Below are 18,972 nucleotides of genomic sequence, written 5' to 3'. Positions count from 1 at the left end.
CATATTTGCTGCGACGACGCAGCGCCGCGCCGATGACCAGCCCGCTGCTCAACCTCTCTGCTCCGCCCACGCCTGCCCCGGCCACGGAACGCCTGTCCCTGCTGCTGAGCCAGGGCCTGCCCGAACTCGCGCAGCGGCTGGACGAAACCGCCGTGGCGCGGGACCAGGCCGGTGGCCATGCGGCGGCCGAGCGCGAGCTGATCCGTGCCAGCGGCCTGCTGGCGCTGACCGTGCCGCAAGCCCTGGGCGGCCTGGGGGGCGGCGTGACCGAACTCTTCCATGCCGTGCGCGTGGTCGCCCGCGTGGACAGCGCGCTGGCCCATGTGCTGGGCTTTCATCACCTGCAGCTCTATGGGGTCTCGCTCTATGGCGGCCCGGCGGCACTGGAGCACGGCGCCCGCCACCTGCGGGAGACCGCTGAGCAACGCCTGTTCTGGGGCAATGCCCTCAATCCCGCCGATACCCGGCTGCGCGCCACGCTGGCGCCTGGCGGCTGGCGGCTGGATGGGGCCAAGAGCTTCTGCTCCGGGGCGCTGGGTTCTGACCGCCTGACGGTCTCTGCCACCACGCCCGACGGCGGCTTCCTGACCGGCGTTGTGCCCACGCGCCGGCAGGGTGTGGCCGTGGAGCAGGACTGGGACGCCTTCGGGCAGCGCCAGACGGACAGCGGCACCGTCAGATTCGACAACGTGAGCCTCGCGGACGAGGAACTGCTGCAAGTGCCTGGCCAGGCACCCACGCCGCGTGCCACGCTGCGCAGCCAGATCGCCCAACTGGTGATGACCCACCTGTACCTGGGCATTGCCGAGGGCGCCTTCGAACAGGCGCGGCGCTACACGGCCACGCAGACCAAGGCCTGGTTCGCCTCGGGTGTGGAGCGCGCCGTGGACGATCCGCTGGTGCAGCATCGTTACGGCGACCTGTGGCTGCATGTGCGTGCCGCGCAGGGCATTGCCAGGGAAGCGGTGTCCGCCCTGCATCACGCGCTGCTGCGCGGCGACGCGCTGACTGCACAGGAACGTGGGGAACTGGCCGTGGCAGGGGCCGAGGCCAAGGTGCTGGCGCACCGAGCCGCCTTGCAGGTCAGCAGCCAACTGTTTGAACTGACCGGCGCGCGCAGCACTTCCGCCCGTTTTGGCTTCGACCGCTTCTGGCGCAACGCCCGCGTTCACACACTGCACGACCCGGTGGACTACAAGGTGCGTGACATCGGGCGTTATCGCGTGGACGGACGCATTCCTGACCCGACCGCGTATTCCTGACATGAGCGCTTCCACGACACCCACACCCGCGCCCACGGCCTCAGGCATTCCCGTCATTCAATTGACGGGCGTCAGCCGTACCTTCCGCCTGCCTGATGGCAGCGCGTTCTCTGCCGTGAGCCAGGCCGACCTGAGCGTGCAGGCCGGCGAGGTGCTGGGCATCATTGGCAAGAGCGGCGCGGGAAAGTCCACGCTGCTGCGCCTGATCAATCTGCTGGAGCGTCCGGATGCGGGGACGGTGCGAGTCGAAGGCAAGGACCTGACGGCCTTGTCCAGCCAGGCCCTGCGCCAGGCCCGTCAGGGCATCGGCATGATCTTCCAGCAGTTCAACCTGCTGCAGAACGCCACTGTGGCGGACAACGTGGCCTTTGCGCTGAAGCTGCATGCGGGGCGCCGCCGCGCGGACATCGAGCGCCGGGTGCAGGAATGCCTGGCCCTGGTCGGCCTGCAGGACAAGGCCAAGGCCTATCCCGCGCAACTCAGTGGCGGCCAGAAGCAGCGCGTGGCGATTGCGCGGGCACTGGCCCCGCATCCGGCTGTACTGCTGTGTGACGAACCGACCTCCTCGCTGGACGCGGAGACCACCCGCGAGGTGCTGGCAACGTTGGCCGATGTGAATGTCCGTCTGGGCGTGACCATCGTGATCGTGACGCACGAACTCAGCGTGGTGCAGGCCTTGTGCCACCGCGTGGCGGTGATGCATGGCGGGCGCCTGGTGGAGACCTTCAACAAGGCGGACGCGGGGCAGGGTACCTCGGTGCTGGCCCGTGAGCTGGCCGCGCTGGCGCCTGTGGCGCCCCTGGTGCCCTTGCAGCCTTCGCCGCCCTCCGTGCCCGAGGCCGCCTCGACGCCCACGCCCCTGGAACAGGAGGCGGCTCATGTCTGAAACCATGCAGGCCGTACAAGCCGTGCTGGGGCCGTGGCTGCCCGAATCCATCGTCAACCTGCTGCCCGATCTATGGACGGCCTTTGGTCAGACCGCACTGATGCTGGGCATCGGCCTGAGTGCTGCCGTGCTGTTGGGCGGGCCGCTGGGGGTGCTGCTGTTTCTCATCAGCCCGGGTCAGTCGCTGTCGCATCACTGGGGCGCCCGGGTGGCGCGGCGGCTGCTCAATGCGCTGGTGAACACCGTGCGCAGCTTCCCCTTCATCATCTTGCTGGTGGCCCTGGTGCCGTTGACCCGTGTGGTGGCCGGTACCTCCATCGGGCCCCTGGCGGCGGCGGTGCCGCTGTCCTTTGCGGCCATCCCGTACTTTGCCCGGCTCACCGAGCAGTGCCTGCGCGAGGTGCCGCGTGGGGTCATCGAGGCGGCCCATGCGATGGGCGCTTCCGAATGGCAGATCGTCTGGCGGGTGCTGGTGCTGGAAGCGCGCGCGGGGCTGGTGAGCGCGCTCACGGTGCTGGCCATCAGCTTCCTGTCGTATTCCGCCGTGGCCGGCGTGGTGGGCGGTGGTGGCATTGGCGACCTCGCCATCCGCTACGGCTACTACCGGTTCCAGACCGACGTCATGGTGCTCACCGTGGCCGTGCTGATCGCCCTGGTGCAGATCATCCAGTTCACCGGCCAGAGTGTGGCGCGGCGGCTGGACAAGCGCTGACGAAACCGTTTCTCCGATCCTCCCCACAACAACTCGACCCGGGACTGCCCCATGACCTTGCACCGCCGCCTGCTGCTGAGCCTTGCGCTTGTCTCCACCACCTGGGGCCTTGCGGCGCCGGCGCATGCCCAGGACAAGAAAGAACTGGTGATCGGCGCCACGGCCGGCTCCAACATCGAAGTGCTGCGGCTGGGCATCAAGCCGTTGCTGGAGAAGAAGGGCTACAAGGTCAAGCTGGTGGAGTTCAACGACTATGTGCAGCCCAACCTGGCGCTGGCGCAGGGGTCGCTGGACGCCAACTTCTTCCAGCACACCATCTACCTCAACCGCTTCCGGCAGGACCGGCAACTGGACATCGTGGAACTGGTGCAGGGGCCCATGGCGCCCTTTGGCATCTATTCCAAGAAGCGCCGCAGCCTGGCCGAAGTCAAACCCGGTGACCGCATCACGCTGGCCAACGACCCGGCCAACCTGGCGCACGGCCTGGCACTGCTGGCGGACCAGAAGTTGCTCACGCTCAAGCCGGGGGCGGACCCCATCCGCGTGACCGAGAAGGACATTGCCAGCAACCCCTACCAGTTGAAGCTGCAGCCCATCGAGGCGGCGCAGATCCCCCGCACGCTGGACGACGTTGAATACGCCATCGTGAATGGCAACTTCGCCATTTCCAGCGGCCTGAAGCTGACCGAGGCGCTGGTGCTGGAGAAGACGCCTGAGCACTACCTGCTGGTGGTGGCCGTGAAGGGCAAGGACCGCGAGGCGGCCTGGACGCGTGACGTGGCCGAGGCCTTCCACGAGGCCGCGTTCAAGACCGTGCTGGATCAGCACTTCCCCGGCTACTCGCGGCCGACCTTCCTGCAGTGAGTCGCGGTTGAGCCTTCTGCCATGAGCACCGCCAACAGCACCGCTACCGGCACGCCCGCCAGCAAGCCCTCAAGCACGCCCACCAGCAAGCCAGTACGCTTCAACGCGTTCACGATGAACACGGTGGGGCACCAGTCCCCGGGGCTGTGGACGCATCCGCGTGACGAGTCTCATCGCTATGGCGACCCCGACTACTGGCAAGACCTGGCCCGCTTGCTGGAGCGGGGCTTGTTCGACAGTGTCTTCCTGGCCGATGTGCTGGGCGTGTATGACGTGTTCGGCGCGTCCCACGATGCTGCGCTGCGCCATGCGGTGCAGGTGCCGCTCAACGACCCGTTGGCCCTGGTGCCGCTGATGGCCTCGGTGACACGACATCTGGGCTTCGGCGTCACCTGCGCGCTCACCTATGAGCCTCCCTACAGCTTTGCGAGGCGCCTCTCCACCCTGGACCATCTCACCCGCGGCCGCGTAGGCTGGAACATCGTGACGGGCTACCTGGACAGCGCGGCCCGCAATCTGGGCCAGCCGGCGCAGAAGGCGCATGACGAGCGTTATGACCTCGCCGACGATTATCTGGAAGTGGTCTACAAGCTGTGGGAACACAGCTGGGAGGACGATGCCGTTCGGCGGGACAAGACGGGCCGTATCTTCACCGACCCAGGCAAGGTTCATCCCATTCGTCATGCGGGGCCGCATTACCAGGTGCCCGGCATCCACCTGTGCGAACCCTCGCCGCAGCGCACGCCGGTGCTGTTCCAGGCCGGCGCGTCGTCACGGGGCAGGGCGTTTGCGGGGCGGCATGCGGAATGCGTGTTCGTGAGCGGCCCCAGCGTCAACGTGGTGCGCGACGCGGTGAATGGGCTGCGGGCCGCAGCCCGCGCAGCCGGCCGTGCCGGCGAGGACCTGATCATCTACGGACAGGCCCTGGTCATCACCGCGCCCACCGAGGCGCAGGCCCGGGACAAGCTGGCCGAGTATTCGCAGCACATCGACACCGAGGCGGCGCTGGCCCTGTTGTCGGGCTGGACTGGCGTGGACTTCAGCCGTTACCCGCTGGATGCCACCATCGACTATCTCGATACCCAGGCCGGCCGCAGCGCGCTGGCCTCGTTCAGCAGCGCCGACCCGAACCGCCGCTGGACCGTCGGCGAGGCCGCCATGTTCATCGGCCTGGGCGGACGCGGGCCGGTGCTGGTGGGCGACCCCGGGCAGGTGGCCGATCAGTTGATCGCCTGGCAGGACGCCACCGGCCAGGACGGCTTCAACCTGACCTATGCCGTTGCGCCGGAGACCTTCCGGGATGTGGTGGACCTGGTGGTGCCGGAACTGCAGCGGCGAGGGCGGTATCGCAGCAGCCACGACACCGCGCCTGTGACCCTGCGCCAGCGGCTCTTTGGGGCTGGAGACCGGCTGCGTGAGAACCATCCCGGTCGGTTGACCCGTATCGAGGTGCCTGCCCCGGTCGTGGCCCCAAGCCCAGGCCCAGCCGCTGCACCTGCACCTGCACCTGCACCTGCACCTGCACCTACATCGCTCCCTGAGTCTCTCTCCACGAACGCTGTTTCTCAATCGGAATCCACGGCATGAACAACAAGATCAATCGTCGCGACACGCTGGCCCTCGGGTTGGGTCTGGGAGGGCTGGCCCTGGGCCTGTCCGACCGCGCCCATGCCGCCGACGCTCCCAAGGAAGTCCGGCTCGACTACGCGTATTACTCCCCGACCAGCCTGGTGCTCCGCCGCTTCGGCTGGCTGGAGGAGGACTTCAAGAAGGACGGTATCGCCGTCAAATGGGTGTTGAGCGCCGGCAGCAACCGCGCGTTGGAATACCTCAATGCCGACAGCATCGACTTCGGCTCCACTGCCGGCCTGGCGGCCTTGCTGGCCAAGGCCAACGGCGCACCGATCCGCTCGCCCTACATCTACTCGCGGCCCGAGTGGACAGCACTGGTCGTGCGCGGCGATTCCAACATCCGCTCCCTGTCCGATCTCAAGGGCAAGAAGGTGGCGGCCACCAAGGGCACCGACCCTTATCTGTTCCTGCTTCGGGCCTTGCACACGGTGGGCCTGAAGCGCAGCGACATCGAGCATGTGAGCCTGCAGCACGCCGACGGCCGTGCCGCGCTGGAGCAGGGCCGTGTGGATGCCTGGGCCGGCCTGGACCCGCACATGGCCGCCAGCGAACTGGGGGCCGGCACCCGGCTGCTCTATCGCAATGTGGACTTCAACACCTACGGTTTCCTGAACGTGCGTGAGGACTTCCTGAAGCAGTATCCGCGCGAGGTTCAGCGGGTGATCCTCGCTTATGAGCGTGCGCGCCAATGGACCATCGCCAACCCCAGCGAGGCGGCGAAGATCCTGTCGGAGGAAGCCAAGGTGACCTTGCCAGTGGCCCTGCTTCAGGTGAAGCTGCGCACCGACTTCTCGCACCCGCTGCCGTCCGAGGAGCACGTGCGGGCACTGCGTGCTGCTGCACCCGTCCTCACCGATGAACAGCTGGTGAAACCCGGTACCGACCTGAGCAAGGTGGTGGCGGACCTGGTGGACACGCGCTTTGCGGCGTCGCTGATCAAGGCCTGACACGATGGCGGCCGAGAACGAGCTGTTCGTGCGGGCGATTCCGGCAAACGTGCTCCCGGCAGGCGCGCTGCCGGAGCGCGTGGGTGAAGAGCGCCGTGTCGTCCCTGCGATAGCGGCGGGTTCGGTGGCGCCTCGGGCGCCGGTATGGGTGTTGGGCCTGCTGTTGCCGGCGGCCTTGCTGCTGCTGGCTGAAATCGGTTCCCGGGCCGGCTGGATCGCGCCCCATCTGCTGCCCGCCCCCAGTGAGGTGGGCGCGACCTTGCTCGATCTGGCCCGGCAGGGCGTTCTCACTGGCCACATCCTGGCCAGCACGGGCCGGGTGCTGGCCGGATTCGGGCTCGGTGCCGCGCTGGCTGTGCTGGTGGGCGGGCTGACCGGGTTGTCGCGCTGGGCGGACTGGCTGCTCACGCCCAGCTTCCAGGCCTTGCGGGCGATTCCCTCCCTGGCCTGGGTGCCCTTGCTGCTGCTGTGGCTGGGCATCGACGAGGCGTCCAAGATCGTGCTGATCGCCATTGGTGCCTTCTTCCCGGTCTACATGGGGGTGGCTTCGGGCATTGCCCATGTGGATCGCAAGCTGGTGGAGGTGGCCCGGCTGCGTGGCCTGTCCGGTGCCACGCTGGCGCGGCGTGTGCTGCTGCCGGCGGCCATGCCGGCCTTGATGACCGGCCTGCGCAATGGCCTGAGTCTGGCCTGGATGTTCATGGTGGCGGCCGAGTTGATCGCCGCCAGCCGAGGCCTGGGTTACCTGCTCACCGATGGCCGGGAGACCAGCCGGGCCGATCTGGTGCTGGCCGCCATCGCGCTGCTGGCATTGCTGGGCAAGATCAGCGACAGCCTGATGGCGGCACTGGAGCGACGTGCGCTGCACTGGCGCGACACCTTTGGAGATGCGTCATGACCCTGATCGACGTGCAGGTGCGCCGCAAGCATTTTGTGGCGCGGTCCCGCGAGCCGGTGCTTGCCGATATCGCCTTCCAGCTGGCGGCGGGTGAACTGGTTGGCCTGGTGGGGGCCAGTGGTTGCGGCAAGAGCACGCTGCTGCGCATCGTGGCCGGCCTGGACCCGGACTACGACGGCCAGGTGCTGCTGAATGGCCGCAGGCAGCGCGGGCCCAGCCGGGATATCGGTGTGGTGTTCCAGGAACCTCGGCTTTTTCCCTGGCTGACGGTGGCGGAGAACGTGGCCTTTGACCTGGGGCAGGGCAGGGACGAGGCCTGGGCCAACACCCTGTTGGCCGAGGTGGGGCTGAAGGGGTTGGAGAACGCCTTGCCCAAGCAGCTCTCCGGGGGGCAGGCGCAGCGGGTGGCCATTGCCCGGGCGCTTTATACGCGGCCCCGGCTGCTGCTGCTGGACGAGCCGTTCTCGGCGCTGGATGCCTTTACCCGCATGAAGCTGCAGGACCTGGTGCTGTCCCTGGCCCAGGCCCATCAGGCCGGCCTGCTGCTCGTGACGCATGATGTGGAAGAGGCGGTCCTGCTGTCTGACCGGGTGTTCGTGCTGGGCGCTGCGCCGGGCCGTGTCCTGCGCGAGCTGACGGTACCCCTGCGCCACCCGCGCCAGCGCGGCAGCGCTGCGGTGGCGGACCTGCGTGCCGACCTGCTGCGTACGCTGGAATCTGCCGTGGTTTGAGAGAGCCGGACGCCGGGGGGGCACACTCATTCACATTCCGCCTAAGCAAGCTTGTGATTCTTCGTTTGGCGATGGAGGCGCGGTTCGTAGAGTGGGGTTTCCCACGCTCCCAGTGCCCCCAGTGGCCTCCCCGCCATGTCCTTGCTCCTGATCGCGGCCAGTCCCAGCCAGAAATCCCGTTCCGGTGCGCTGCTGGCCGGCGCGTCCGAACGCCTCCAGCATCTTGGCCTGGCGCCGTCCACGCTGCGCCTGCGTGACCTGCCTGCCGAGGCGCTGCTGCATGCCGACCTGAGTGACCCGCAACTGCGCCTGGCCATCGATGCCGTGGCACGAGCCCAGGTGGTGGTGCTGGCCACGCCCATCTACAAGGCGGCCTACAGCGGCCTGCTCAAGATCTTTCTGGACGTGCTGCCGCAGGATGGGCTCAAGGGCAAGACGGTCTGGACCCTGGCCACCGGCGGAAGCCTGGCGCACCTGCTGGCGCTGGACTACGGCCTGCTGCCCGTGCTCTCCGCGCTGGGCACCCGCTCCCACGTGGATGGCGTCTATGCCTGCGATTCGCAGATCGCCAAGGACGCGGAAGGCAACTACCAGATCAATGAAGACATCGAACGCCGCCTCGCGGTGAGCGCGTCGCAGGTCTTCGACCGCATTCCCAAACCGGCGCTGGACACGGTCCAGGCCTGAGCTGGCCACGTGGCTGGCGTGCCCACGCCGGTCGCCTCGCCGGATCCCCGGCACCCGCCTGGCGGGTGCCCCCCGCTGCCCTCCGCTGAGAACAACACCATGCGCTCCACTCTTTCGCTCGCCCGTCGCCTCGCAGTCCTCGGCCTTGGTGCCGGACTGGCCCTTGCCAGTGGCTGGAGCCTGGCCCAGGGCACTGCGGCGCCCGCTGCCAGGTCCGAGATCCGCATCGGGTTTCAGAAATACGGCACGTTGACGGTGCTCAAGGCCAAGGGTGATCTTGAAAAGCGGCTCGCGCCGCTGGGCATCACCGTCAAATGGACCGAATTCCCTGCCGGCCCGCAGCTGCTGGAAGGCCTGAATGTCGGCTCGATCGACTTCGGGACGGTGGGAGAAGCACCGCCCATCTTTGCGCAGGCTGCGGGTGCCGACCTGGTCTATGTCGCCAACCAGCCGCCGGCGCCCAAGGCCGAGGCGCTGATCGTGCCCAAGACCTCGTCCATCCGCACGCTGGCTGATCTGAAGGGCAAGAAGGTGGCCCTCAACAAGGGCTCCAACGTGCATTACCTGCTGGTCAAGTTGCTGGAGAAACAGGGGCTCAAGTACAGCGACATCCAGGTGGTCTACCTGCCTCCGGCCGATGCCCGTGCGGCCTTCGAGAGTGGTGCGGTGGATGCCTGGGTGATCTGGGATCCGTTCCTGGCTTCGGCGGAGCGCCAGTTGGGGGCGCGTGTGGTGGCCGATGGCACCGGCGTGGTGAGCAACATCCAGTTCTACCTGGCCTCGCGCCCTTATGCCGACAAGAACCCGCAGGTGGTGGCCGCCATCGTGGATGAGCTGGCCCGCCTGGACCGCTGGTCCGAGGGCAATCTGGCGGCGGTGGTGTCCGTGCTGGCGCCGCAGATCGGCCTGGATGCGGGCACGACCGAACTCGCCGCCGGGCGCTTTGCCTACGGCATCCAGCCCATCACACCAGCCATCGCGGCGCAGCAGCAGAAGATTGCCGACACCTTCCATGAGCTCAAGCTCATTCCCAAGCCCATCCGCATCAGCGAGGCCTTGCCCCGCCCTCTGAAGACGGCCGCGAACTAACCTCCAAGGTCCCCCCATGAAGATCCTCTGGTTCATCCCCACCCACGGCGACTCGCGTTATCTCGGCACCTCCAAGGGCGCCCGCGTGGCCGACTTCAACTACTACCGCCAGATCGCCATTGCTGCCGACAGCCTGGGCTACGAGGGGGTGCTGCTGCCCACCGGCCGAAGCTGCGAGGACAGCTGGATCGTGGCGGCCAGCCTGATCGAGGCCACCCGGCGCCTGAAATTCCTGGTGGCGCTGCGGCCGGGCCTGGTGCAGCCGGTGCAATCGGCCCGCATGGCCGCCACGCTGGACCGTCTCTCGGGCGGGCGTCTGCTGGTCAACCTGGTGACGGGCGGCGACCCGGATGAACTGGCCGGCGACGGGCTGTTCCTGCCGCACGCCGAGCGTTATGAACTGTCGGAAGAATTCCTCACCATCTGGCGCGAGGTGCTGCAGGCCAGCCATGAGGGTGAGGCCATCGATTACGACGGCCAGCATCTGCAGGTGAAGGGCGGCAAGCTGCTGTACCCGCCGATCAGCCGGCCGTACCCGCCGGTGTTCTTCGGTGGCTCGTCGGGCCCGGCCCATGATCTGGCGGCCGCGCAGGTGGACACCTACCTCACCTGGGGCGAGCCGCCCGCCGCTGTGGCGGAGAAGCTGGCCGACGTGCGAGCCCGCGCGGCGCAGAAGGGGCGCACGTTGGAATACGGCATCCGGCTGCACGTGATTGTGCGGGAGACCGAGGAAGAGGCCTGGCGGGCTGCCGAGGCGTTGGTCCAGCATCTGGACGAGGACGTGGTGGCTGCAGCGCAGGCCAAGTTCGCCAGCATGGATTCTGTGGGCCAGCGGCGCATGGCGGAGCTGAACAAGGGCCGCTTCAACAAGGGCAATGTGCGTGAAGGGCTGGAGATCGCGCCCAACCTGTGGGCAGGCGTGGGCCTGGTGCGGGGTGGTGCGGGCACGGCGCTGGTGGGCAGCCCCCAGCAGGTGGCCGACCGGATCAAGGAATATGCCGAGCTCGGTCTGACGTACTTCGTGCTCAGCGGGTATCCGCACCTGGAAGAGGCTTACCGTTTTGCCGAGCTGGTGTTCCCGCTGCTGCCGCTGGCGGTGCAGGAGAAGATCGCCTCGCCCCAGCTCACCGGCCCATTCGGCGAAATCGTGGCCAACAACTTTGTGCCGGGGGCGCCGCGCCTGGCGGCGGCGAGCTGAGCCATGGCACGCTGGCGACTGACCTTCAATGCGGTCCTGCCGTGGCTGCTGCCGCTGGCCATCCTGGTGGTGTGGCAGCTCAGTGCGCAGTGGGGCTGGCTCTCCACGCGGGTGCTGCCGGCACCGTCGGCCGTGGCGCGGGCCGCATGGGAGCTTTCGGCCTCGGGTGAGCTGTGGCGCCACCTGGGTGTGAGCACCAGCCGGGCGCTGCTGGGCTTTGCGATCGGTGGGGGCCTGGGCCTGCTGCTGGGGTTGCTGACCGGTTCCTGGCGCTGGGCCGAGACCGCGTTGGACACGACGCTGCAGATGCTGCGCAACGTGCCGGCGCTGGCGCTCATCCCGCTGGTGATCCTGTGGTTTGGCATTGACGAAAGTGCCAAGCTGTTTTTGGTGGCGCTGGGGGTGTTCTTCCCGGTCTATCTCAACACCTTCCACGGCATCCGGCATGTGGACCGGGACCTGATCGAGATGGCGCGTTCCTATGGTCTCACCGGCTGGGCCTTGTACCGGCGAGTGATCCTGCCGGGGGCGACGGCTTCCATCCTGGTGGGCCTGCGGTTTTCGCTGGGGCTGATGTGGGTGATGCTGATCGTGGCCGAGACCATCTCGGCGCAGTCGGGCATCGGCTACATGACGATGAATGCCCGCGAGTTCCTCCAGACCGATGTGGTGCTGGTGGGCATCCTGATCTACGCCCTGTTGGGCAAGCTGGCCGACCTGCTGGCCCAGGGCCTGGAACGGGCCTGGCTGCGGTGGCACCCGGGGTACCAGCGATGATGACCATGACCGACATCGACGTTCTTGTGGAAGTGCATGGCGGGGCGCATGCGCCGCGTATTCGCCGCCAGGCGGCACCGGCCTCCACCCCCGCGCCGGCGCAGGCGCCGGTGCTGGAGCGGGCTGGCCCGGCCGGCGGGGAGCCGATCCGATTGCGGGGGCTGGGCAAGTCCTTTGGTGAGCGCGAGGTGCTGGCCGGGTTGGACCTGGACATCCGTGCCGGGGAGTTTGTGGCGGTGATTGGCCGCAGCGGCTGTGGCAAGAGCACCTTGCTGCGGCTGCTGGCCGGGCTGGAGAAGCCCAGCACGGGGGAACTGGATGCGGGGGCGGTGAAGGACCTGCGGTTCATGTTCCAGGACGCGCGCCTGCTGCCGTGGGCCCGTGTGCAGGACAACGTGGCGCTCGGCCTGGAGGGCCGGGAAGCCAGGGACCGTGCGGCGGCCGCGTTGGCGCAGGTGGGGCTGGCCGACCGGGGCAAGGAATGGCCGGCTCGGCTGTCTGGTGGCCAGCGTCAGCGTGTGGCGTTGGCGCGGGCGCTGGTGCATACGCCGCGCTTGTTGTTGCTGGACGAACCGCTGGGCGCGCTGGATGCGCTGACCCGCATCGAGATGCAGCGGTTGATCGAACGGCTGTGGCTGCGGCAGGGGTTCACGGCGGTGCTGGTCACGCACGACGTGGCCGAGGCCGTCGCCTTGGCAGATCGGGTGCTGCTGATCGAGGAAGGGCAGCTCGCGCTGGACCTGCGCATCGATCTGCCTCGTCCGCGTGTGCGGGACGCCGCTTTTGCGGCGTTGGAGCAACGGCTGCTGGATCGAGTGCTGCAGGCACCGGACACCACGGATGCGGAACCGACGCGGGAACCCGCGCCGATCCCGGCACCGCAGTTCCGCTGGGCGATCTGAACGAACGCACCCGGAAGAATGCGGCCGGGTGCGGGCCGGACAGGTGGCGGTGGAAGGACGCAGGGCGCATGGAAAGCTCCTGGAGTGATTGATCGGTGGGACCGCTCGTTTGTGCGGTGCGTGCCTGCCTGCTGGCGCGTGTTCAAGGGCCATCGTCGTGGGCGGCATCTGCCGCTTCGGTCTCGAAGGCCAGCCGGGGGCCGGGGGCGCTCGCGGGCGGGCATGACCGTCTGCGCGGGTCGCGCTCCACCAGCAGGCGCTGGGGCCGGGGAGGCTGGGCGCGGCGCACCTGAAAGACTTCGGCCAGGTTGGCGCTGGGCCGCAGCAGCGGGCGCAGGCAGGCGGCGGGACCGGTCAGCAGTGGCGTGACGCCGGGGCCGTGGCCGGACACGGTGGAATCCCCGTGCACGATCACACCGATGGTGACGCGGCTCTCGCGATAGATGGGCCCGCGGCGTACGTCGGCGCCGACGATGGCGACCAGGTCGCCGAAGCGCAGGCTGGTGAGCTTCCAGCGTTCGCGGCTGGGGCGGTCGGACAGCTGGATGTCGTAGTCACCGCGCCAGGCGGTGTTCTTGCCGAGGCCGGAGCCCATCAAGCGGGCGGGCACCAGGTGGGTGACGGGCACGTGGAGGCGGCCATCGCGTTCGATCAGGCCCCAGCGGCCGATCAAGGCCGGGTCGCAGTTCATCACCTCGATCTGTGGGTATTGCAGGAACCGAAGTCCCAGGCCGTGGGAGCGGATGCTGATGCGGTCGCCGATGGACAGGCGCGCGAGGATGGGGGTGGGGAAGTCGACCATCACGTGGTTGACGCCGCCGTGCTTGCCGGTGACGAGGCCACGGCGGCCGATGCAGCGGCCATTCAATACCTCGGCGACGTTGCCGACGCAGGCGTAGGTGATCAGCGCGTTGTTGGGGCCGTCACGCGGGCCGATGACTTCACGGTTGTTGTTGTGCAGGGAGACCCCCGGCTCGATGTGGTCACCGGCCAGGCCGACGCAGAGGTCGCCGATTCGCTGGTTGAGCACGATGCCACCGGTGCCGGGCAGGACGCGCGGGACGCCGTCATGGCCGATTCGGTAGGGGGTGGCACCTGCGACGGGATGGGCGATCTGGCCTTGTACGGACACGATCACCAGTTCGCTGGTGTTGATGCGTGGCCCGCTGGCGGGTGTATCGGGGCGTTGCGGGGTGGGGGTGGGTTCGCTGTCGCTCCACATGGTGTTTCTCCGTGGCCGGGGTGGGGTGGTGCGCTCAGAGCCGGTACCACCAGATCCTGGCGTGCTGCCACGGGTCGGGTGGATCGAAGTCTGGCGTGACGGCGAAGAGGTGGGTGTCGAGGTCCGTGTCCATGGGGGTGTTGGGGATGGCTGGGGTGTGGGCCTCTGCATCGATACGGATGTCGTTGGGGGGTGGGGTGGGGCGTTCGGTCTCCAGGCAGACATGGAGGGCGGCCAGGGGTGGGAGGGTCTGTGTGAGGGTGGCCAGGCCGGCGCGTGCAAGGGCTTCGCGCAAGAATTGGCGTTCGGTCGGGAAGAGGGAGGTGCCGGCCTCAGGGCTGTCGACGTCGGTGACGGTCAATTGCAATTGACGGGCGAGGAGGACGGGAGCGGGCTCGTGGCCGTCGCTGGTGGAGCACAGGACCAGCGCACCGTCGAGGACGGCGGAGAGGCTGAGGGCGTCGAGCGCCGCCCGGTGGAGATCGAAGCCGCGCCAAGGAGCGCCCATGGTCAGGCCATGTTGTTCGGCGCGGCGTTCGAGTTCTGCCTGCACGCTTTCAAACTGATCAAAGAGGCTGAGGTCTTCAATGTCGCGGAGCTGCGATTCCGCGATCCGGTCTCCCACCCAGCGCAGCACCCACGCACTTTCGTCGGTCCGCTCGCGCAGACTGATCCAGCGGGTGAGGGCGGAGGGGCTGATCGCGGTGGTGGTTGCCTTTGCGGTTGGCGAGAGCGTGAGGGTGGTGGGCGCCATGGCGAGCGAGCTGCGTCCGGTGAGAAGCTCGCTGTTGTCCAAGGCCTGCCAGAAGGAACGCGTCAGCCATGGCTCGAAAACCGCGACAAGCCGCATCGCCAACACCGGGCCCTGCGCGTTTGTGAGCAGCAGCGCTGGCTCCAGGACACACGGTAGTCGCCGCTGGTCTACATGCACCGAAACATCTGAGCGCCGCATGGTGGTTCTGCCTTCGCGAATGAGTGCTGCCTGGGTCTCTGTTCTTGTTTCCTGCGTTGGAAAGCGCCGTTTACTGCGGCGGTCTCCAGTCCTTGTCCTGCGGTGGAAAGCGCCGCTTCGGCACCCTTTTCCTTCATGCCAGGGCCTCTGGCCCTGGCATGGAGCAAATGCCCCCCCCAGTCCCCCACTTCCAGCGAAGGGCACTAAAAAAGACCCAGTCAGCACACCGGAACACAAAAGGAGCCCAGGCCCGGAATTCAAGCCGCCTGCGGAACACCGAGCACGCTTTGCAGAGCAGGCGTCACCCCCGGGAACCCACGTCCTTCTGGCGTCATTCGATAAGCCGCGATCCAGGCTTCAGCATGCGCCCCCATAGGACGAACCACGTTCTGGAACAGGATCGGATCCACCGCTGTCTTGAAGTCGTTGTCCGCCACAAACTGCAAAACCCGACGCCCACTTTCCGCCATCTTGGCCCGCTGCGAAGGCTCAGCCACACCCCCGAGATAGCGGTTGGAAACAATCTCCACCACATCCCATTTGGTGTTGGCATCAAACGCCTTCTTGATGTCCGGTGCATCCAGCAGCTTCAACACCTGGATCAAGTAGTGCCCCGTCTCCATCGCCAACGCAAAGATGTTGCCGTACGTCGACCGATCCAATGCATACCGCAGATCCAGCCCGATCCGCTGGATCGTCCCCACACTCCCGAATGGCCGCTGATCAATCAACTGCCCACCCCGGATCACCTCGCCAATCAGCAAGTCCCGGAAGTATTGCCCCACCGCCACCATGAACCCCACCACCTGCCGATGGAAGTTGCGGTTCACCACCGCCCCCGCCGGCGGCTGCGCCGTCCCGTAATTGAACGCCCGCCGGTAAGCAATCATCCGGTCATTGCGCGTATAACGCAGCGGCTTCCACTTCTCCAGCAAATACAGCCCCCGTGCGCCCGGCCCGCGCTGAATGCGCATCTTGCCCAGCCGGAACAACCGCAACAGCGTCTCCACCACCTCAAAGATCTTCATCCGCTCGTGCTGATAGATGAAGTACAGCTCCGCCGCCGCATGCAGCTGGCTCGGCACCACCGCATCATCAAAGTCCGGCGTCACGTACGGATACGCGATCTTGTCGAAGCCCACATTGCCCTGCGGCCCCATGCCCAACAAGTCAAAAAAGCCGGTGTCGCTGTCCCCCGCCGACTTGCCCAGCAACTCGCCGAAGCGTTGCTCGAACTGCGTGGAAAGCGCGCCGCGCTCTTCAGGCGGCAGGCCGGCCACCTGCTCCTGCAGGAAGGTCTCCCACAGGCGCTGAATGGTTTCGGTAGTCTGGAAGCTCATCTTGCACTCCTGATGTGGCCGGTACAGAGGGTTGGCAATAAAACACACTGCCGGGCGCTTGGCGACGCTGTCCTTGGCCGTCCGTCGCTGTTGATGACCGCTCGCAATGTCTTGAAACTTTGACGCAGCGGCATCACCCCACGCCACCACCCACCAACAACGCGTGAGTCACGTCGAACTCCAACGCCACAAGTTGCCCCAGGCGCTCGCGACGCTCGTCCTCGTCAACCCCGTTCGTGGTCCGGGTGAATGCATCCCCAATGGCGCTGTAGCGGTGGGCCCATGGGTCACCCCGCAGCACCAGAACCTCCAGCGCCGCCAGACTCTGCGCCGACTTCAACCAGTCGGCCAACTGCCGATTGACCTTGGTGGCACTCACCCCGGTGGCCAGCAACGGCTCTCGCACCAGATCCAGCCCCCGCAAGACAATCATCCCGTCCGCATTCGGAATGCCCGCCTCGCTCGGCACGTCCGGATCCGTCGGCTCCGCCGGTTCCTCCACGTCCAGCTGGGCAATGGCCGTGGCACAGTCATTGATCGCCCTGGCCATCGCCCCGTCCTCGGACAAGGCCGCACGGATGTCCGCCGAGCTCTGGCCGATGCCAACGCTGAACCCGCTGCGCTGATCAGCCAGCAAGGTGTTCAGCACCACCGACAGCTTGCCCAGCTCGCCCACCAGCGTCCGGGTGTCGTCATCCCCCACCAGCCGATCGGCCAAGGTGCGGAACGTGCCGCTCGCGGCATCACGCTCAAGCGTGACCTCCTGGAGCAGGGTCCTTCGCGGTACCGTCAGCACGCGCTCTCGCCAGAGGTCGAAGGAGGTGGGCTGCAAGGGGGTCAACCGGATGCTGGGCATGGCGGTGCTCCTGGTAGGTGTCAATCAATGAAGTCGCTGGGAACAGCAGAGCCGCAGGGTCAGGGCTTGAGCGCAATGACTTCCAGCGATTCCTCGTAATGCGGCGGAATGCGCAATGGCGTGGGCGAGCTGTCGAAAGGAATCTCGGCGTTTGGAATGCCAGCCGTCGCCGCAGACAGGAAACCGATCGCACGGTCCACCATCAGGCTCAGGCACCCACTGTCCTCGCTGGGCGTGCCCGGGTTGTGGAACACCCGGTCCATGCTGATGTAGCCAGTCGTCATCTGGCTGACCACCGACCGCCATTCCTGGTCGGTCTGCTTGATCAGGGCCAGCTCCTCTTTCATGATCCGGCCAAAGCTGTAGCCCGAGCCACCCCCCGCCGTCCAGTCCTCGTCCCCATGCACCCAGCGGTTGAAGCGCGTCTGCGTGTTCCCGCTTTCCCACCAGGCTGCCTGCAGGTACATGCCGGTGGGCCGCGGCCGCAACAGCCCTCGCAGGTTGTCCAGCAAATCGGTGATGGGCTGAGGTTTGCCAGTGTTCGGCGGGACATAGTCCCCCAGATACGCCGGGCGTGGAATCGCCGGGGAAGTCGGCGTGGGCTGCCATGGCCAGTTCTGCGTCGCACCCAGTGCCGCCGACCCCAGACCCGGCAGCGGGTAGGCGGCCGAATTCGGCAGCAGGGTGTCCAGCAGCAGGCTGTAGGCCGCCGCACGCGCCTCCGGCACACCAAAGTCCTCCGTGTCGTTGCCCACGCAGTAGTAGTCGATGGCTCGGTCCAGCGAGAAGAGAATGCTGTCCAGCACCGACTGCGTGAGGACACGGTTTTCGTCGCAGGCACATTGCGTCAGGTTGTCCAGCACCCGCGCCAGGGAACCGCGCAGGTTCACCAGTTCCATCAACCGCAACTCCGCCCGGCTGATGGTGGAGGAGCCGTAGAGGCCGTAGTTCAGCACCGTCGGCCGCGCCACGCGCAGCAGCCGGAAGCCACCCGCCTGCGCAAAGCCCCCCAGGAACAGCATCATGGCTTCATGCAGCGCCGCCAGCTCCGGTGAACTGCGCGCCACGGGCTGCAGCGTGATCTGCACAAAACGGTAGAGCCGGTTGATGGGCGCCCACGCAGATGCCCCGATGGAACGAAGGCCGTACGGCGTGCCACCGCTGGCCAGCTGCACCAGCTGGTCCAGCGTCCGGCTCATCTCGGATTCGCTCATCAGCGAGCGCAGATCCCCCTGGCCATTGGCCTCGAACTGCTGGCTCAGCGTGCGGTAGGCCCGCAGCCCCCGTGGCCAGGTGCCCGGCTGGGCCGACATGCCGCCAGAACCGTCCACCAGGCGCAAGGCATTGAGCACGGCATCACGCCGGGCCTGCAGCTCGGCATAGGAGACCTGCAGAAGGAAGCGGCCGCCCGAGAAACCGATGTTGGCCATGGATTCGCCCATCAGCACCAGCAACACCGCGCTGACCTCGTCCAGGCTGAGCGCCAGTGCGCGGAAGTTGCGGTTGAGCTCCGGCTCCAACGCACCAATGAGGCGGGAGAGACGGGCGTATTCGCCCAACTGGCGGCGCATGGCAAAGGCGGTGTCGCGCCGCTGCGGGTCCAGCCCCATGCGGGAACAGGCCACGCCTTCATCGATGGAGCGCTGGATGATGTTCTGCCAACCCTCCAGCTCCGGACGGATGTCCTTGCTGTAGGTGGAACGCAGCAGCTCGGTCATGTCGGCCTCCACATCGCTGCGGGCCTGCTCCAGGTCAATGTCGCTCGCAGTCTGCGTCTGCACGCCGGTGGGCCGAACAATGGGCGTCTGCAGGAAAGGCAGCCCCCGGGATTCACCGTCGATGGCCTGGGCGCGCGGGCTGGCCTGATAGCGGTCCGCCAGCGCGCGGGCAATCTGCGTCGGGTCGCTGGGGTCGCCGACCTTCAACTCCCGGCGCAGCAGATTGTCGATGGCGTTGCTGTGGGCCTTCGGATCAGAGGAGGAAATCAAGGGTGTGGGCATGGTTCACCTCGGTGGGG

Annotated in this window: 18 protein-coding genes; 13 read left to right on the top strand and 5 right to left on the bottom strand. The window is 67.2% G+C overall.

Going from position 1 to position 18,972, the window contains the following annotated elements; translation table 11 throughout:
* Positions 1 to 32 precede the first annotated feature (32 nt).
* The 13 genes from BMY53_RS00755 to BMY53_RS00695 all read left to right on the top strand — a co-directional run bounded on the left by BMY53_RS00755 (position 33) and on the right by BMY53_RS00695 (position 12,585).
* Complete coding sequence (locus BMY53_RS00755) at positions 33 to 1,262, top strand: acyl-CoA dehydrogenase family protein (RefSeq protein ID WP_092942526.1); 1,230 nt, start codon at positions 33 to 35, stop codon at positions 1,260 to 1,262.
* Between the two features lies 1 nt (position 1,263).
* Entirely contained in the window at positions 1,264 to 2,148 is an 885-nt protein-coding gene (locus tag BMY53_RS00750; RefSeq protein ID WP_092942523.1) for a methionine ABC transporter ATP-binding protein, read from the top strand.
* On the top strand, positions 2,141 to 2,860 hold the full coding sequence (locus BMY53_RS00745) for a methionine ABC transporter permease (protein ID WP_404947843.1): 720 nt from the start codon (positions 2,141 to 2,143) through the stop codon (positions 2,858 to 2,860). Before BMY53_RS00750 ends, BMY53_RS00745 begins: the two co-directional genes overlap by 8 nt.
* Before the next feature lie 51 nt (positions 2,861 to 2,911).
* Entirely contained in the window at positions 2,912 to 3,724 is an 813-nt protein-coding gene (locus BMY53_RS00740; protein ID WP_092942520.1) for a MetQ/NlpA family ABC transporter substrate-binding protein, read from the top strand.
* A 21-nt stretch (positions 3,725 to 3,745) separates the two neighbouring features.
* Positions 3,746 to 5,311 (top strand): LLM class flavin-dependent oxidoreductase, encoded by a 1,566-nt coding sequence (locus BMY53_RS00735; RefSeq protein ID WP_092942517.1) that lies wholly within the window; start codon positions 3,746 to 3,748, stop codon positions 5,309 to 5,311.
* Complete coding sequence (locus BMY53_RS00730; RefSeq protein WP_092942514.1) at positions 5,308 to 6,303, top strand: aliphatic sulfonate ABC transporter substrate-binding protein; 996 nt, start codon at positions 5,308 to 5,310, stop codon at positions 6,301 to 6,303. The genes BMY53_RS00735 and BMY53_RS00730 overlap by 4 nt, the downstream gene beginning before the upstream one ends.
* A gap of 4 nt (positions 6,304 to 6,307) precedes the next feature.
* Complete coding sequence (locus BMY53_RS00725) at positions 6,308 to 7,201, top strand: ABC transporter permease (protein WP_092942511.1); 894 nt, start codon at positions 6,308 to 6,310, stop codon at positions 7,199 to 7,201.
* Positions 7,198 to 7,932, top strand: a complete 735-nt coding sequence (locus BMY53_RS00720) for an ABC transporter ATP-binding protein (RefSeq protein WP_092942508.1) — start codon at positions 7,198 to 7,200, stop codon at positions 7,930 to 7,932. The genes BMY53_RS00725 and BMY53_RS00720 overlap by 4 nt, the downstream gene beginning before the upstream one ends.
* A 135-nt stretch (positions 7,933 to 8,067) precedes the next feature.
* Entirely contained in the window at positions 8,068 to 8,619 is a 552-nt protein-coding gene (gene ssuE, locus BMY53_RS00715) for an NADPH-dependent FMN reductase (protein ID WP_092942505.1), read from the top strand.
* A 99-nt stretch (positions 8,620 to 8,718) separates the two neighbouring features.
* The gene (locus BMY53_RS00710; RefSeq protein ID WP_092942502.1) at positions 8,719 to 9,708 is read left to right on the top strand and encodes a sulfonate ABC transporter substrate-binding protein; all 990 of its coding nucleotides are present in this window, start codon (positions 8,719 to 8,721) and stop codon (positions 9,706 to 9,708) included.
* Between the two features lie 16 nt (positions 9,709 to 9,724).
* Positions 9,725 to 10,906: an FMNH2-dependent alkanesulfonate monooxygenase gene (gene ssuD / locus BMY53_RS00705; protein WP_092942499.1), complete on the top strand. Its 1,182-nt coding sequence runs from the start codon at positions 9,725 to 9,727 to the stop codon at positions 10,904 to 10,906.
* Positions 10,907 to 10,909: 3 nt separating this feature from the next.
* On the top strand, positions 10,910 to 11,683 hold the full coding sequence (gene ssuC / locus BMY53_RS00700; RefSeq protein ID WP_092942496.1) for an aliphatic sulfonate ABC transporter permease SsuC: 774 nt from the start codon (positions 10,910 to 10,912) through the stop codon (positions 11,681 to 11,683).
* Positions 11,683 to 12,585 (top strand): ATP-binding cassette domain-containing protein, encoded by a 903-nt coding sequence (locus BMY53_RS00695; RefSeq protein WP_404947842.1) that lies wholly within the window; start codon positions 11,683 to 11,685, stop codon positions 12,583 to 12,585. Before ssuC ends, BMY53_RS00695 begins: the two co-directional genes overlap by 1 nt.
* Before the next feature lie 142 nt (positions 12,586 to 12,727).
* Here BMY53_RS00695 and BMY53_RS00690 read toward each other — a convergent pair whose 3' ends face one another.
* The 5 genes from BMY53_RS00690 to BMY53_RS00670 form a co-directional block, all read right to left on the bottom strand.
* Complete coding sequence (locus BMY53_RS00690; protein WP_092942490.1) at positions 12,728 to 13,807, bottom strand: DUF4438 domain-containing protein; 1,080 nt, start codon at positions 13,805 to 13,807, stop codon at positions 12,728 to 12,730.
* A 34-nt stretch (positions 13,808 to 13,841) separates the two neighbouring features.
* Positions 13,842 to 14,603 carry a hypothetical protein gene (locus BMY53_RS00685; protein ID WP_143073861.1) on the bottom strand — a complete coding sequence of 254 codons (762 nt, stop codon included), beginning with the start codon at positions 14,601 to 14,603 and terminating at the stop codon, positions 13,842 to 13,844.
* Positions 14,604 to 15,016: 413 nt separating this feature from the next.
* Positions 15,017 to 16,099: a hypothetical protein gene (locus BMY53_RS00680; protein WP_092942484.1), complete on the bottom strand. Its 1,083-nt coding sequence runs from the start codon at positions 16,097 to 16,099 to the stop codon at positions 15,017 to 15,019.
* A gap of 133 nt (positions 16,100 to 16,232) precedes the next feature.
* Positions 16,233 to 16,955: a hypothetical protein gene (locus tag BMY53_RS00675; protein ID WP_092942481.1), complete on the bottom strand. Its 723-nt coding sequence runs from the start codon at positions 16,953 to 16,955 to the stop codon at positions 16,233 to 16,235.
* Between the two features lie 59 nt (positions 16,956 to 17,014).
* Positions 17,015 to 18,955 carry a hypothetical protein gene (locus BMY53_RS00670; protein WP_092942478.1) on the bottom strand — a complete coding sequence of 647 codons (1,941 nt, stop codon included), beginning with the start codon at positions 18,953 to 18,955 and terminating at the stop codon, positions 17,015 to 17,017.
* Between the last annotated feature and the right edge of the window lie 17 nt (positions 18,956 to 18,972).

Origin of the sequence: Roseateles sp. YR242 (genome assembly GCF_900109745.1) — a bacterium.
Classification (GTDB): Bacteria; Pseudomonadota; Gammaproteobacteria; order Burkholderiales; family Burkholderiaceae_C; genus Roseateles.
Note: the sequence above shows the minus strand (reverse complement) of the source record. Positions and strands in the feature narration are given on the sequence as shown.